15 protein-coding genes and 1 pseudogene are annotated in these 13,348 nt (G+C 72.4%); 10 read left to right on the top strand and 6 right to left on the bottom strand.

Annotation, left to right across the window (positions count from 1 at the left end; all coding sequences use genetic code 11):
- Nucleotides 1-46 precede the first annotated feature (46 nt).
- On the top strand, nucleotides 47-607 hold the full coding sequence (locus ACIBCK_RS06665; protein ID WP_399387384.1) for a YbaK/EbsC family protein: 561 nt from the start codon (nucleotides 47-49) through the stop codon (nucleotides 605-607).
- Nucleotides 608-630: 23 nt separating this feature from the next.
- Here ACIBCK_RS06665 and ACIBCK_RS06670 read toward each other — a convergent pair whose 3' ends face one another.
- Nucleotides 631-1,848 carry a CaiB/BaiF CoA transferase family protein gene (locus ACIBCK_RS06670; RefSeq protein ID WP_399387386.1) on the bottom strand — a complete coding sequence of 406 codons (1,218 nt, stop codon included), beginning with the start codon at nucleotides 1,846-1,848 and terminating at the stop codon, nucleotides 631-633.
- A gap of 280 nt (nucleotides 1,849-2,128) precedes the next feature.
- Here ACIBCK_RS06670 and ACIBCK_RS06675 point away from each other — a divergent pair, with 280 nt between their 5' ends.
- Nucleotides 2,129-2,941, top strand: coding sequence for a GNAT family N-acetyltransferase (locus ACIBCK_RS06675; RefSeq protein WP_399387387.1), 813 nt, complete (start codon nucleotides 2,129-2,131; stop codon nucleotides 2,939-2,941).
- Entirely contained in the window at nucleotides 2,938-3,756 is an 819-nt protein-coding gene (locus ACIBCK_RS06680) for a lysophospholipid acyltransferase family protein (RefSeq protein WP_399387389.1), read from the top strand. Before ACIBCK_RS06675 ends, ACIBCK_RS06680 begins: the two co-directional genes overlap by 4 nt.
- A 32-nt stretch (nucleotides 3,757-3,788) precedes the next feature.
- On the opposite strand, the gene ACIBCK_RS06685 is transcribed toward ACIBCK_RS06680, so the two are convergent.
- The gene (locus ACIBCK_RS06685) at nucleotides 3,789-4,736 is read right to left on the bottom strand and encodes an erythromycin esterase family protein (protein ID WP_399387391.1); all 948 of its coding nucleotides are present in this window, start codon (nucleotides 4,734-4,736) and stop codon (nucleotides 3,789-3,791) included.
- A gap of 154 nt (nucleotides 4,737-4,890) precedes the next feature.
- Here ACIBCK_RS06685 and ACIBCK_RS06690 point away from each other — a divergent pair, with 154 nt between their 5' ends.
- The 5 genes and pseudogenes from ACIBCK_RS06690 to ACIBCK_RS06710 form a co-directional block, all read left to right on the top strand.
- A complete protein-coding gene (locus ACIBCK_RS06690) occupies nucleotides 4,891-5,079 on the top strand; it encodes a hypothetical protein (RefSeq protein ID WP_399387392.1) in 189 nt (62 codons plus the stop codon).
- A gap of 93 nt (nucleotides 5,080-5,172) precedes the next feature.
- Complete coding sequence (locus ACIBCK_RS06695; RefSeq protein ID WP_399387395.1) at nucleotides 5,173-5,331, top strand: hypothetical protein; 159 nt, start codon at nucleotides 5,173-5,175, stop codon at nucleotides 5,329-5,331.
- A gap of 137 nt (nucleotides 5,332-5,468) precedes the next feature.
- On the top strand, nucleotides 5,469-6,185 hold the full coding sequence (locus ACIBCK_RS06700) for a hypothetical protein (protein ID WP_399387397.1): 717 nt from the start codon (nucleotides 5,469-5,471) through the stop codon (nucleotides 6,183-6,185).
- Between the two features lie 198 nt (nucleotides 6,186-6,383).
- Nucleotides 6,384-6,977, top strand: a complete 594-nt coding sequence (locus ACIBCK_RS06705) for a sigma-70 family RNA polymerase sigma factor (RefSeq protein ID WP_399387399.1) — start codon at nucleotides 6,384-6,386, stop codon at nucleotides 6,975-6,977.
- Between the two features lie 183 nt (nucleotides 6,978-7,160).
- Nucleotides 7,161-7,451 (top strand): annotated as a pseudogene (locus tag ACIBCK_RS06710) (ABC transporter permease); the annotation flags it as partial.
- A 40-nt stretch (nucleotides 7,452-7,491) separates the two neighbouring features.
- On the opposite strand, the gene ACIBCK_RS06715 reads toward ACIBCK_RS06710, so the two are convergent.
- The 3 genes from ACIBCK_RS06715 to ACIBCK_RS06725 all read right to left on the bottom strand — a co-directional run bounded on the left by ACIBCK_RS06715 (nucleotide 7,492) and on the right by ACIBCK_RS06725 (nucleotide 9,475).
- Complete coding sequence (locus tag ACIBCK_RS06715) at nucleotides 7,492-7,896, bottom strand: CoA-binding protein (RefSeq protein WP_399387400.1); 405 nt, start codon at nucleotides 7,894-7,896, stop codon at nucleotides 7,492-7,494.
- A gap of 104 nt (nucleotides 7,897-8,000) precedes the next feature.
- Nucleotides 8,001-8,576, bottom strand: a complete 576-nt coding sequence (locus ACIBCK_RS06720; protein WP_365822217.1) for a TerD family protein — start codon at nucleotides 8,574-8,576, stop codon at nucleotides 8,001-8,003.
- A gap of 254 nt (nucleotides 8,577-8,830) precedes the next feature.
- Nucleotides 8,831-9,475, bottom strand: coding sequence for a TetR/AcrR family transcriptional regulator (locus tag ACIBCK_RS06725; RefSeq protein WP_399387402.1), 645 nt, complete (start codon nucleotides 9,473-9,475; stop codon nucleotides 8,831-8,833).
- A gap of 106 nt (nucleotides 9,476-9,581) precedes the next feature.
- On the opposite strand from ACIBCK_RS06725, the gene ACIBCK_RS06730 reads away from it, so the two are divergent.
- Both ACIBCK_RS06730 and ACIBCK_RS06735 read left to right on the top strand, forming a co-directional pair.
- Nucleotides 9,582-11,030, top strand: coding sequence for an APC family permease (locus ACIBCK_RS06730; protein ID WP_399387404.1), 1,449 nt, complete (start codon nucleotides 9,582-9,584; stop codon nucleotides 11,028-11,030).
- The gene (locus ACIBCK_RS06735) at nucleotides 11,027-12,676 is read left to right on the top strand and encodes an amidohydrolase (RefSeq protein ID WP_399387406.1); all 1,650 of its coding nucleotides are present in this window, start codon (nucleotides 11,027-11,029) and stop codon (nucleotides 12,674-12,676) included. The genes ACIBCK_RS06730 and ACIBCK_RS06735 overlap by 4 nt, the downstream gene beginning before the upstream one ends.
- Here ACIBCK_RS06735 and ACIBCK_RS06740 read toward each other — a convergent pair.
- Nucleotides 12,651-13,328, bottom strand: a complete 678-nt coding sequence (locus ACIBCK_RS06740) for a 4'-phosphopantetheinyl transferase (RefSeq protein WP_399388858.1) — start codon at nucleotides 13,326-13,328, stop codon at nucleotides 12,651-12,653. The genes ACIBCK_RS06735 and ACIBCK_RS06740 overlap by 26 nt on opposite strands.
- Nucleotides 13,329-13,348: the final 20 nt, after the last annotated feature.

The following is a 13,348-nucleotide window of genomic DNA, read 5'->3' on the forward strand; positions in this document are numbered from 1 at the left end:
GGCTCCTGGCAGACCGACTCCTGCCGGAGACTGTTAGCGTGCGGCCATGCGTGCACCCATGGGAGATTTCGACGTCGTCCGCCCCGCGCCCGAGGCCATCGACCTCCTGGTCGCGCCCGTCGCCGAAGCCGTGCGCGGATGGCACGGGACCGTGCCCGCCGAGCAGGTACTCCACGTCGACACCGACCCGCGGTGGGCCGACACCGCCACCTTCGTGGAGCACTACGGCCAGGACATCCTGGAGCAGTCGGCGAACTGTGTCGTCGTCGCGGGCAAGCGCGGCGGCGAGGCCTCGCTCGCCGCATGCCTGGTCCTGTCCACCACCCGCGTCGACGTGAACGGCGCCGTGCGCCGCCAACTCGGCGCCCGCAAGGCCTCGTTCGCCCCGATGGACACGGCGACCGGTGCGACCGGCATGGAGTACGGCGGCATCACCCCGATCGGCTTGCCCGCCGACTGGCCGCTGCTCGTGGACGCCGCCGTCGTCGACCTGCCGTACGTCCTGATCGGCAGCGGCAGCCGCCGGGGCAAGCTCATCGTGCCCGGCAAGGCGTTCGCCGAGCTGCCCAACGCGGTCGTACTCGAAGGGCTCGGCGTCGTCGCCTGACGCGGGCGGGCCTCACGCGCCGTTCACCGGCAGACGCCCTCCGCGCGCAGCCGGGCGATGTCGTCCGCGCCGCGCCCCAGCTCCCCGAGGATCCGCTCGGTGTGCTCGCCCGCCGCCGGCACCGCATCCATGCGCGGCGGGACACCGCTCAGATTCGCGGGCGGCACCAGCGCCTGAACGGGGGCCGGGCTGCCCGGAATCGCGACCTCCCGCCACCGGTCGCGCTCGGTGAGAGCCGGATGGTCGAGGAACTCCGCGACCGAATTGACGCCCGCATTCGCGATGTTGGCGCGGTCGAGCAGCTCCATCGCCTCGTCGCTGCCGAGTTCGGCGAAGCGCGTGGAGATGATCGCGTCGAGTTCGTCGCGGTGCGCGACGCGGTCGGAGCCGGTGGCGAACCGCGGATCGTCGGTCAACTCGGGCCGCCCGACGACCTGCTCGCACAGGGCCGCCCACTCGCGCTCGTTCTGCACGGACAGCAGGACGTCCTTGCCGTCGGACGCGGTGAACGGGCCGTAGGGCGCGACCGTGGCGTGCCGGGCACCGACGCGGGGAGGCTGTGTGCCGCCGTACCGCGTGTAGTAGGCGGGCTGGCTCATCCACTCGGCGAGCGCGTCGAAGAGCGAGACCTCGACGGCCGGTGCGCGTCCGGTGGTCGCCCGGGTGAAGAGCGCGGAGAGGATGCCGCTGTAGGCGTACATGCCGCCCGCGATGTCCGCGACCGAGATCCCCGCCCGCACCGCCTCGTCGGGCGTGCCGGTCAGTGAGAGCAGCCCGGTCTGGCACTGCACGAGCAGGTCGTACGCCTTCCGGCCCGCCCAGGAGCCGCTCGTGCCGTACCCGCTGACGGTGCAGGGGATCAACGAGGAGTAGCGGGCCTGGAGTTCCTCGGCGCCGAGGCCGAGTCGGTCGGCGGCGCCGGGGGCGAGATTCTGCACGAACACGTCGGCGCCTGCGAGGAGTTCGTGCAGGATGGCCCTGCCCTCATCGGACTTGAGGTCCAGGGTGAGGGACTCCTTGGAGCGGTTGAGCCAGACGAAGTAGCTGGCCTGGCCGTGCACCGTGGTGTCGTAGCGGCGGGCGAAGTCGCCGCCGCCCGGACGCTCGACCTTGATCACGCGGGCGCCCAGGTCGGCCAGCTGCCGGGTGGCGAAGGGAGCGGCGACGGCCTGCTCCAGGCTGACGACGGTGATGCCCGCCAGGGGGAGGTGGCCGGCCGGTCGGTGGTGCGTCGTCGCCATGACTGCCCTTCGTTCACGGATGCTGCCTGAGTCTGTACGGTCACACAGGGACCGCGATGTACGGTCACACAGGAACCACGCTTCGCGTTCGATCCCTGGGGAACGACCCAGGGCGGTCCCCGTTCACCTGATGCTCATGAGTGTCCTGGCCATCGGCCGCGCGGTCATCGTGCGCAGTTCAGCCGGGGCCCGCACCGTGCTGTGAGTGCTGCTTCTCAGCGTGCAGACGATCCTTCAATCCCTGGCCTCGGTACACTCCCCGAACGGAGCCGGATCTGTCATGCCCTCGACATCCGCTACCCCCGCTACCCCCGCTACCCCCGCCACATCGGCTACCCCCGCTGACCCGTTGACGTCCTCCGCTCCACCCGTCCCCAGCGCGTACGTCACCTCCATCGCCGACTCCGAGGAGCAGATCCGGGCCGCCCAGCGGCTGCGGTACCGCGTCTTCGGCGAGGAGATGGGGGCCACGCTGCACACCTCCCTGCCCGGACATGACGTCGACGCCTACGACGACCTCGTGGACCACCTGATCGTCACCGACACCGCCACGGGCGAGGTCGTCGGGACCTACCGTCTGCTGCCGCCGGGGCGGGCCGAGAGGTCCTACTCCGACAGCGAGTTCGACCTGCGCGCCCTCGATGGGCTGCGGTCCTCCACCGTCGAGGCGGGCCGCTCCTGCGTGCACCCCGATCACCGCTCCGGAGCGGTGATCAACCTGATGTGGTCGGCACTCGCCCGCTACGTCCTGCTCTCCGGCCACCGCTATCTGGCGGGCTGCGCGTCGGTGCCGCTGGCCGACGGCGGCAAGGCGGCCTCCAGCGCCTGGCTGCTCGGCACGTCCAAGCACGCGTCGCCGCCCGAGCTCAGGGTGCATCCCCGGTGCCCCTGGGTGCCCACCGCGCCGACGGTGGAGCGGCCGGCCTACTCCGATGTGCCGCCGCTGCTGAGGGGGTACCTCCGCCTCGGTGCGTGGATGTGCGGGGCGCCCGCGCACGACCCCGAGTTCGATGTTGCCGACTTCTTCGTCCTCCTCGACATGGACCGGCTCGGCGATCGATACCGCCGCTACTTCCTGGGGGATACGCCATGAGCCCCGCGGCGGCCCCGGCGGAGCTGTGCACCCCGGCCTGCGTCACACGCTCGGAGCCGGAGGTGCCGCCGGCCGAACTGGCCCGGCGGTACGCCGCGTTGGCGTACGAGATCGGCGTCGGTGTCGCCCAGGGGGAGCGGCTCGCCCGGCCCCGCGTGCTACGGGCGCGGGCCCGGGGCATCATGGGCGCGCTTGGCATACGCCTTGAAGTGGAGACGGAGGGGCCGGTGCCGGAGCCGGTGCCGGAGCGGCTGTCCGTGGCCGGCTCCCATCCCGGCACCCTGATCGTCGCCAACCACATCTCCTGGCTCGACGTAGTCAGCCTGCTCGCCGTCGAGCCGGTGACCGTCCTCGCCAAGCGGGAGGTGGGCCAGTGGCCGGTCATCGGGGCGCTCGCCCGGCGGGCCGGGTCGCAGTTCATCGACCGCGACGGGCTGCGCCAACTTCCCCACGCCGTCGCCGATCTGGCGTCGACCCTGCGATCGGGCCGCTCCGTCCTCGTCTTCCCGCAGGCCACGACCTGGTGTTCCGTGGCCGGTGGCCGCTTCCGGCGGGCGACGTTCCAGGCGGCGGCCGACGCGGGCGCTCCCGTGCGGCCGGTCACCATCCGCTACTACCGGCACGGCGCGCGCAGCACCACCGCGGCCTTCCTGGGAGAGGAGACTTTCGGTGCCTCGCTGCACCGCGTGGCCCGCGCCCGTGGCCTGACCGTGCGGGTCACCGCACATGCTCCGCTGCGCGGAACCGACCGTCGAGAGCTGGCCGCCGAGGCTCAAGCGGCGATCGGGGCCAGTGAGTTGCCCGCTCATGTCTGAGCCGCGGAGCGGTGGTCCTCCAAGGAGCCGGCTCAGGTACGGCCGAGCGCCCTTGCCGGGGTGACTTCGCGGACATGGGCCACGCCGTCGAACCACTCCGCGAGGGAGTTGCCGGACAGATGGTGGTCCGCGTCCTCGCGGGCGTCGTAGAAGGGACCGACGATGCGCGTCTTGGCGGGGGCACCGAGCCAGGCGTCGACGGAAGCGGGGTGCTCTGCGCGCAAGTTCAGGAAGTACGCGGGCAGTTCGGCGGCGTCGAGTGCCGCCTCCGCGAAATCGGCGGGTGGTACGGGATAGTCCGTGCCGTGGTGGAAGGTCAGCCCGATGGAGGCGTAGCCGGTGCCGAAGTGTTCGCGCAGGTGGCCGCCCGCGTTGCGGTGTGTCTGGGGAGCGGGCGAGGACACCGTACGGGGGGCACCGACGGCCGTGTGGGCGAGGCCGCCCCAGTAGACGGTCTTCTGCCGGGTGTGCTCGTGCCACCGGATGATGTCGTCGGCGATGGCCCGCTCGTTCTCCGCGAGTCCGGCGCCGTACGGCGGTGACTGCGAGTGCAGCGCGGCCAGTTGGACGGGGTCGTGCGGGTTGCGTTCGTTGTGGGCGCGCATCCAGCGCAGTACGGCGAGGATCTCCCCGGTCCGCAGGAAGGAGCGTGCCTCGGAGAGCAGTGCTTCCGGGGCGCCCGCACCGGTGAGGACGTACGCGTCGAGACCGAGCCGCGCCGGATCGTCCCCTTCGAGTACGAGCGAACGGAACCCCCGCTCCTCGACCAGGAGTCGCAGCATCCGGTGCTGGACGACGGACAGTTCATGGGTGGCGCGGGACCCCACGCCGAGCGCGACGATCTCGGCGTCCGCCGCGGCGTCGGCCAGCGGTCGCAGATCGTCCAACCCAGCTTGTGGATCACTGGCGTTGATGGGGGTGGCGTGCTGGAGCAGCCAGTCGGCTGCCGCTTCTGTGGCTGCTTCTGATGTCCGGTTCATGGGAACAGACTCGTACCTGAAGTTTGGTTGAGGTCAAGCGCGCCCGCGTCAGTCGCGTGTCACGGGAACTCGGGCCCCTCCCCGGCCGACTCCTGAACAGACGCGGGCGCGACGGTCCCGCGCTGTCGCGTTCACGAGTGTCAGGAGAGCGGCGATGAGCGATCGCCCCCAACTGCCCCTGCTCTGCGGTTTCCTCGTGCTGCTCGCGGTGATCTTCGCGGTGTCGTACGGCGTGGGGGCGGCCGTCGGACCGGACGAACCGGGGGTGCAGCGGACCGAGACCGAGACCGAGACCGATCACGGGACCGAGCACGGGGCCGAGCACTCCGGCGGCGGCCGATGAGCGGGCCCGCACTTCGGGAGCAGTCCCCGTAGGCATGCGTGTTCGTGGACCCGGTCCGGCGCGGGCGGCGGAGCGCGAAGCACCGGGGCGGGCGTGACGACGGTCGCCCGGCGGGCGGGCGGGCCCGGTCCGTACCGACACCGGGAACTGACGCTCGTGGCCGAGCGGGCCATGGGTGACGTCGGCCGGGCCGACGTACTGCTGGTGCCCGGCGGCGGCGGTCCCCTCCAGCTGCCACCTGGTCCCCCTTAGGAGTCGGGGCGTTGGGCCGGCCAGTTCCCCGGGGTTGGTGTGCGGTGGCTCACATGCCCGGCGCGGGTGAACGGGCCGGGGTCATCTTGCGTACCCGTCTGTGAACGGAGTGGCGCGAATGCAAGGATGGCCCCGCCATGACTGCTGGGTGGTGTTCTCGCGCGGTACGGGCTGCGGTGTTCGCGGCCGCCTGTGTGCTGCTCGCTGCCCTGGGGCACGTCATGATGTCGGGGACTTCGGTGCCCTGGTGGACGCTGGGCGCCGGAGCCGTCGGAGTCGGCGGTACGGCGTGGCTGCTTGCCGGGCGCGAGCGGGGGCTGCCCCTGGTCGTCTCCCTCGCGGTGGCGGCCCAGGCCGCGCTGCACTCGGGGTTCTCCCTGGCCCAGGCCGCCGCGCAGCCCTCTGACGGGGTGCCGCTCGTGCGGCGGTGGGTGCAGCACATGCTGTGTGCCGCGCCGATGCCCGACGCGGGCGCGACGTCCGCGACGTCCATGCCCGCTGTGCCCGCCATGCTCGCGTCCCCGACGGGCTCCCCCATGGAGCACATGGACCACATGGGCGGCGGCCACCACATGAGCGGCATGTCGCCGACCGGCATGCTCGCCGCCCACCTTCTCGCCGCCCTCCTCTGCGGCCTCTGGCTCGCGCACGGGGAACGCGCGGCCTTCCGTGTCGGCCGTGCCTTCGCCGGCTGGCTCGTCGCTCCGCTGCGAGTGCCTCTCGCGCTGCCGACGCCCGCGCACCGGCCTCGCGTCCGGCCCCAGCGTCACCGTTCGGCGGGCCGGCCGCGGCAGTTCCTTCTCGTGCACGCCATCACTTCTCGGGGTCCGCCCGCCGGGACCGCTGTCGCCTGACAGCTGGTTCCCCGACGCCGTTCCGCGCGCGCCACGTCGCGCGGCCGGACGGCTCGGGCATCGGTCGTACGCACTCTCGCGCGGCCGTACCCCCCTCACCGGACCCGCCGGACGCACGTATGCCCCGTACACCCCACGTACGCGTACGCCGCGTACGCACGGCGGGCCCGGGTCCCGGATTCCCGAGAAGGACACCAGGTGATCATTCCTGCCCTGCCCAGCTCACCCGACGAGTCGATAACGGCCTGGGCGCTCGCCGCCCGCGCCGGAGACCCCGAAGCGGTCGAGCACTTCGTACGCGCCCTGCACCGGGACGTCCGCCGGTACGTGACGTACCTCGGCGGCGACCCGCAGGCCGCCGACGACCTGACGCAGGACACGTTCCTGCGGGCCCTCGGCAGCCTGCACCGTTTCGAAGGGCGCTCGTCCGCCCGTACGTGGCTGCTCTCCATCGCCCGGCGCGCGGTGATCGACAGCCTGCGGCACGCCGCAGCCCGCCCCCGCCTCTGCGACACGGACGACTGGCAGTCCGCCGCGGAGCGGGCCCAGCCGAGGGGCCTGCCCGGCTTCGACGACGGCGTGGTCCTCGCCGACCTGCTCGCGACGCTGCCCGACGAGCGGCGTGAGGCCTTCGTGCTCACCCAGCTCCTCGGACTGCCGTACGCGGAGGCCGCGCTGCTCACCGGCTGCCCGGTGGGCACGGTCCGCTCGCGCGTGGCGCGGGCCCGTATCGCATTGATGGAGCGACTGCGAGAAGCCGAACGCCCGGCGCTCGCGGGCGCCGCGGCCTGACACGCCCCGCGGCCGCCCCACCGAGACACGGGGCGGCCGTGCGGCCCGCTCATGCGGCCGACTCCGCGCCCGCCAACAGCTCGGCGGGCACCGCAGCGTGCCCGCAAGTTCGGCGACGGTTCCGTCATCGACGCCTGGGACGCCTGGGGCTCAACTACCGCCCGGCGTACGTGATCCGTGAACTCCGGCATCTTCTACCCGATCACCGCCATGCCGGACTGGCTGCAGTGGGTGGCGCAGGCGTTTCCCGTCTACTGGCTCGGCCTCGGCATGCGCTCGGCCCTGCTGCCGGGCAGCGCGGCCGGCATCGAGATCGCCGACTCCTGGCGGCACTGGGAGACCGCCGGAGTGCTGGGAGCCTGGGCGGTGCTCGGCCTCCTGGTGGCCCCGATCGTGCTGCGCCGGGTGGCGCGCAGGGAGTCGGGCTCCGGCGTGGCCCGGCGCCGGGAGCGGGCGCTGCGGCGGGTGGGCTGACCCGCTGACCCTCCGCTGTTCCCGCACCCCCGGCGGAGCGCTACAGCATGGGGAGTTCGATCGCCGGGCAGCGGTCCATCACCATCTCCAGGTCGGCGGCCCGGACCCGCTCGTACGCCGCCTCGTCGATGACGCCCAGCTGGAACCAGACCGCCTGCGCCCCGATCGCGACGGCCTCATCGGCGGCCTGCCCCGCGAGGGCGCTGTTGAGGAAGACGTCGACGACGTCGATCTTGAAGGGCACGGCGGAGAGGGACGGATAGCCCTTCTCGCCGTGCACCGTCTCGGCCTTCGGGTGGATCGGGACGACGCGCTTCCCGTACCGCTGCAGGACGCCGGCGACCCCGTACGCCGCTCGTTCCTGGTTCGTGGACAGGCCCACGACCGCCCAGGTGTCTCCGAGCTCCGTGAGGATCTTGCGCACTGTTGCCGGATCGCCGTACACGTCCCGCTCCTTCTGCCGCCGTTGGTCGGATGACTGCGCGATGACGCGTACGCCTGGCGCGTACGCCTGGCGCGTACGCCTGGCGCGTACGCCGGACGCGTGCGTCAGACGTTCACGCCGAAGTCCGACGCGATGCCGCGCAGCCCACTGGCATAACCCTGGCCGACCGCGCGGAATTTCCACTCCGTGCCGTGGCGGTAGAGCTCGCCGAAGACCATGGCGGTCTCGGTCGACGCGTCCTCGGAGAGGTCGTAGCGGGCGATCTCCACGTTGTCGGCCTGGTTGACCACACGGATGAAGGCGTTGCGGACCTGGCCGAAGCTCTGGCCGCGGTTCTCGGCGTCGTGGATGGAGACGGGGAAGACGATCTTCGTGATCTCGGCGGGCACCTGCGCGAGGTTCACCTTCACGGCCTCGTCGTCGCCCTCACCCTCGCCCGTGAGGTTGTCGCCGGTGTGCTCGACCGAACCGTCGGGGCTCTTGAGCTGGTTGTAGAAGATGAAGTGCTGGTCGGAGACGACCTTCCCCGAGTCGTCGCAGAGCAGTGCGCTGGCGTCCAGGTCGTAGTCCGTGCCGGTGGTCGTGCGGACGTCCCAGCCCAGGCCGACCAGGACGGCGGTGAGGCCCGGGGCCTCCTTGCTGAGCGAGACGTTGCCGCCCTTGGCCAGGGAAACTCCCACGATGTCCTCCTGAAGTCCTGAGGTGAAGTGCGTACCGGCCGTGGTCAGGGCCGGACCGTAAAATCTACAGCACTGTAGAAGCAGCCGGGGCGCCGCGTCCCGATGCCCGTCCCGATGCGGCGTCCCAATGCCACATCCCGATACAGCGTCCCGTTACGATGTGGCGCTTTCCGAGTGGTCGTCAAGAGAGCCGTCGAGACGGCCGCTGAGGCAACCGTCGAGCCGGCGCCCTTGGGGTGGGCCCTGGCCGGGGGCTACTCCTCGCGGAACTCCGCGAGTTGGGCCACAAGGCCGCGGACCAGCGCGTCGAGCCCCGAGGTGAAAGCGTCCTCGGCGCGCCCCGCCTTGTCGCCGCCGACGGCACCCTCAAGGGCGGCTGCCAGGACGGGCACCCGTGGCGCGTGCCCCGCCGGGTCGATCATCAGCGGCGGCGCCACGAGGTCGAGCGCCGAGCCGAGGAGGAAGGACTCGACGCTGGTCACCGCCGCGACCAGCCGCTCCCGCGGCCAGCCGCCGCGGGCCAGCGCCGCCACGACCGCCTCGTACATGCTGAGGGTGGCCGGTGAGCTGATGGTCGTGGTGGCCAGCAGGTCGATGGAGTGCGGATGCCTGGCGAAGGCGTCGCGGTACGAACGAGCCCACGCGGCAAGGGCGTCGGGCCACGGCAGCGTGTCGAAGGCGGAGACGTCCATCTCCTCGACGATCAGACGCCGTACGCCCTCGATGACCTCGGCGCGGCCGTCCAGATGGTTGTAGAGCGACGCGGTCTTCACCCCGAGCCGCGCGGCAAGGCGGGGCAGGCTGAACGCGGCGGCCCCCTCGGCGTCGATCAGCGCGAGGGCCTCTCGCGCTATCAGATCCGCGCTGAGCAGCGGTATGCGCGGTCTCCCTCTGCCCATGGCCTGGCAACTCCCGTCTCCGGATGGGGTCTTCACAGCCACCCGGGTGCAGAGTACGGTCCTGCCCAGCCCGGACTAAAGGCTTTAGCTTGCTTGGAGTGCCCGCGTGACCGCACCCACCCCCCGCGCCGCCAAGGGCCTGAGCGGCGGCGCCGTCGGCACCGGAGACCTCGTCTTCTTCGTCGTGGCCGCCGCCGCGCCACTGACCGTGATGGCCGCGGTGGCCCCGCTCGCGATCGGCATGGCGGGCCGGGCGGCGCCCCTCGGCTACCTGATCTCGGGGCTGCTGCTCATCGTCTTCGCGGCGGGATTCACCGCGATGAGCCGCTTCGTCCGCAACGCGGGGGCCTTCTACGCCTACATCGGCCGCGGGCTCGGCCGCCCGGCGGGAGCCGGGGCCGCGTACGTCGCCCTCTTCTCGTACAACGCCATCGAGGCCGGACTCCTCGTGGCCTTCGGCTGGTTCACCGAATCCGGGTTCGAGGATCTGACCGGGGTCCGCGTGGCCTGGTGGGCCTGGGCCATCGCCGGGCTCGTCGCGATCGGTGTGCTCGGCTATCTGAAGGTCACGCTCAGCGCGAAGGTGCTGGGTGTGGCGCTGGTCCTCGAAGTCCTCGTACTCCTGGTCTTCGAGGTGGGGCTCTTCGCGCACGGGGGCGGGCCGCAGGGCCTCGACCTCGGCACGCTCTCGCCGCGACACCTGGGCGAGGAGGGCGTGGGCGGCATGTTCGTGCTCGCCGTCGGAGCCTTCGTCGGGTTCGAGGCGACGGCCATCTACGCGGAGGAGGCGCGGGAGCCGGAGCGCACCGTGCCGCGCGCCACCTACATCGCCGTCGCGTTCCTCGCGCTCTTCTACACCTTCACGGTGTGGATGATCATCAACGCGTACGGTTCCGGCCGCGCCCAGGCCGTCGCCCAGGGGGAGGGCGGCGCCGACATGGTCTTCACCGCGACCGAGCGGTTCGCCGGCGCCTGGGCCGCCGACTCCCTGCACGTCCTGATCATCACCAGCGCCTTCGCCGCGACCCTCGCCTTCCACAACGGCGCCGCCCGCTACTTCTACGCCCTGGGCCGCGAGGGGCTGTTGCCGCGCCGCCTGGGCACCGTGTCCCCGAAGACGCGGGCACCCGCCACGGCGGTCGTGGCACAGTCCGCCATCGCGCTGGCCGTGGTCGCCGTGACCCTCGTCAGCGGCGCCGATCCCTACACCGTCACCTTCCTGTGGAGCAACGGCTCCGGCATCCTCGGCGTGATGCTGATGCAGGCGCTCGCCGCGCTCGCGGTGTACGGCTTCTTCCGGCGCGACCGCAGGGGCATGCCCGCCTGGCGGGTGGTCGCGGCCCCGCTGACGGCCTGCGCGGGCCTCGCGGTACTGATCGTCCTGGTGTGCGCCAACCTCGATCTCCTGACGGGAGCTTCGGGCGGCGTCAACGCCGCGCTCATCGCGCCGCTGCCCGTGCTGTTCGTGGCGGGAGCGGCGCTGGCCCTGCGGATCCGGCGGCGAGAACCGAGGGCGTACGAACGGCTGACGACAGTGGACGCGGAGAGCGTATGACGCAGGAGCGGGACAACATGGCGGACCAGACCTCGACGCGGGTCTTCCTGGGGCGGGTGCGCACCGGAAGCGACGCGCACCCGGACACCACGGCACTCGCCGTGCGCGGCGGACGTGTCATCGCGCTCGGGGACGAGGCCCGCGAGCTCGCCGAAGTGGCGTGCGAGGTCGTCGAGTTGGGGGACGGTCTGCTCCTGTCCGCCTTCGGTGACGGCCACGCCCACCCCCTCTTCGGAGGTCTGGAGAGCTTCGGCCCGCAGATCAAGGACCTCACCTCGGTCGACGCGATCGTCGCGGAGGTCGGCCGGTGGGCCGATGCGCACCCGGACACGGAGTGGATCGTCGGCGCGTCCTACGACCCCGCGCTCGCGCCCGACGGCGAGTTCGACGCCCGGTGGCTGGACGCGGCCAACGCCGAACGGCCCGTCGTACTGCGGGCGTACGACTACCACACGGTGTGGTGCAACTCGGAGGCGCTGCGCCGGGCCGGCGTGCGGGACTCGACGCCGGACCCGCGCCTCGGCTGGATCGTCCGGCGCCCCGACGGCACGCCCATGGGCACCCTGCGCGAGTGGCACGCCTGCGACCTGGTGCTCGACCAGGTGCCCGCACGCGAGGAAGCCGAACTGGTCGAAGCGGTGCGCCGCGCGAGCCTGGCGTACGCGCGAGCGGGCATCACCTGGGTGCAGGACGCCTGGGTCGAGCCGGAGATGGTCGATGCCTATCTCGCGGCGGCCCGGCACGACGCGCTGAGTGTCCGCGTCGACCTGGCCCAGCGCGCCGATCCCGACCGCTGGCGCGAGCAGCGCAAGCAGTTCGACGCGGCACGGGCACGCGTGGCCGCCGAGGGAGGACCGCTGCTGTCCGCGCGCACGGTGAAGTACTTCAGCGACGGTGTGATCGAGGGCGGTACGGCCGCCCTGCTGGACCCCTACCTGGACGCGCCGCACAGCTGCGGGATGCCCGTGTGGGAGCCGGGCGCGCTCGCCGAAGTGGTGTGCGCCTTCGACGCCGACGGCTTCCGGACGCACATCCACGCCATCGGTGACGCGGGCGTACGGGCGGCGCTCGACGCCGTGGAGGCCGCGGCCGGCGCCAACCCGGCCTGGGACCGGCGGCCCGTGATCACCCATGTCCAGCTCGTCGACCCGGCCGACCTGCCGCGCTTCGCCGCACTCGGCGTCATCGCCAACTTCGAGCCCCTGTGGGCGCAGCCCGACCCGCTCCAGACCGATCTGTCGATGCCGCGGATCGGGGCCGGACGCTCCGACCGGCAGTACCCGATGGGGGAGTTGGCGCGCGACGGGGCGCGCATCTCCTTCGGCAGCGACTGGCCCGTCAGCTCGTACGAGCCACTGGAGAGCATCCAAGTCGCCGTCACCAGGCGCACGTTCGACGGCTCGCCCAAGGACGCATGGACCCCGCACCAACGCCTCACCGTGGAGCAGGCGCTCGCCGCCGCCACCAGCGGTGTCGCCCACCAGTCGGGCGCGGACGACCGCCTCGCTCTCGTGCCCGGCGCGCCCGCGGACCTGGTCATGCTCTCCGCCGATCCACGCGCCGTGGACCCGATGGCCATCCGCCACGTACGGGTGCTCGGCACGTGGCTGGGCGGGGTTCCTACCTACCGGGCGGGACAGGAGTGAGGGGCAGGACGATGGCGGTGACCGCGATGCCGTCACGTATCAGCCAGTTGCCCCGGAAGCCCGTCACCTCGCGCCCCGCCACCGTCGGCCCGGGGACGAGGAGCTGTGCGGTGAAGCCGCCGTCCGGGCCAAGGTTCACCCGCGCCTCCTCGAAGCCGAGCCAGCGGCCCGTGAGCGGGAACCACGTCTTGTAGACGGACTCCTTGGCGCTGAAGAGCAGCCGGTCCCACGGAACGTCCGGGCGCCGGATGCCGAGCTCGGCGAGGGCCGCGCGTTCCGTCTCGTCCGAGACCAGCTTCAGGACATCGGGGTCGGAGAGCGGAGCCGCCGGCTCCGCGTCGACGCCGACCGAGACGACCGCCGATGCGCGGGCCACGACGGCGGCGCGGTATCCGGCGCAGTGCGTCATGCTGCCGACGATGCCTTCGGGCCAGTGCGGCGCGCCCTTGGGCCCCGGCAGGATCGGCACGGGCGGCACGCCGAGTTCGGCCAGCGCGGTGCGGGCGCACTGCCGGACCGTGGCGAACTCGCGGCGCCGCTTGTCCACGGCCTTCGCCACGGCCGCCGCCTCCTCGGGGAAGAGGTAGGGATCGGCCGGGTCCTCGCGGGTCTCCACCACGGTGACGGGCGCCGCGGCGAGCAGCGGCCCCAATGCGGCGCTGGGACGGGGGA

Origin of the sequence: Streptomyces sp. NPDC051218, from assembly GCF_044455475.1 — a bacterium.
In the GTDB taxonomy this organism is placed as follows: Bacteria; Actinomycetota; Actinomycetes; order Streptomycetales; family Streptomycetaceae; genus Streptomyces.

What these genes read in the sequence shown, in the direction of transcription:
- ACIBCK_RS06670 (WP_399387386.1), bottom strand. Translation starts at nt 1,848, where the DNA reads ATGGCGACGACGCACCACCGACCGGCCGGCCACCTCCCCCTGGCGGGC.
- ACIBCK_RS06690 (WP_399387392.1), top strand. Translation starts at nt 4,891, where the DNA reads ATGAGCGATCGCCCCCAACTGCCCCTGCTCTGCGGTTTCCTCGTGCTG.
- ACIBCK_RS06725 (WP_399387402.1), bottom strand. Translation starts at nt 9,475, where the DNA reads ATGGGCAGAGGGAGACCGCGCATACCGCTGCTCAGCGCGGATCTGATA.
- ACIBCK_RS06680 (WP_399387389.1), top strand. Translation starts at nt 2,938, where the DNA reads ATGAGCCCCGCGGCGGCCCCGGCGGAGCTGTGCACCCCGGCCTGCGTC.
- ACIBCK_RS06675 (WP_399387387.1), top strand. Translation starts at nt 2,129, where the DNA reads ATGCCCTCGACATCCGCTACCCCCGCTACCCCCGCTACCCCCGCCACA.
- ACIBCK_RS06685 (WP_399387391.1), bottom strand. Translation starts at nt 4,736, where the DNA reads ATGAACCGGACATCAGAAGCAGCCACAGAAGCGGCAGCCGACTGGCTG.
- ACIBCK_RS06665 (WP_399387384.1), top strand. Translation starts at nt 47, where the DNA reads ATGCGTGCACCCATGGGAGATTTCGACGTCGTCCGCCCCGCGCCCGAG.
- ACIBCK_RS06700 (WP_399387397.1), top strand. Translation starts at nt 5,469, where the DNA reads ATGACTGCTGGGTGGTGTTCTCGCGCGGTACGGGCTGCGGTGTTCGCG.
- ACIBCK_RS06735 (WP_399387406.1), top strand. Translation starts at nt 11,027, where the DNA reads ATGACGCAGGAGCGGGACAACATGGCGGACCAGACCTCGACGCGGGTC.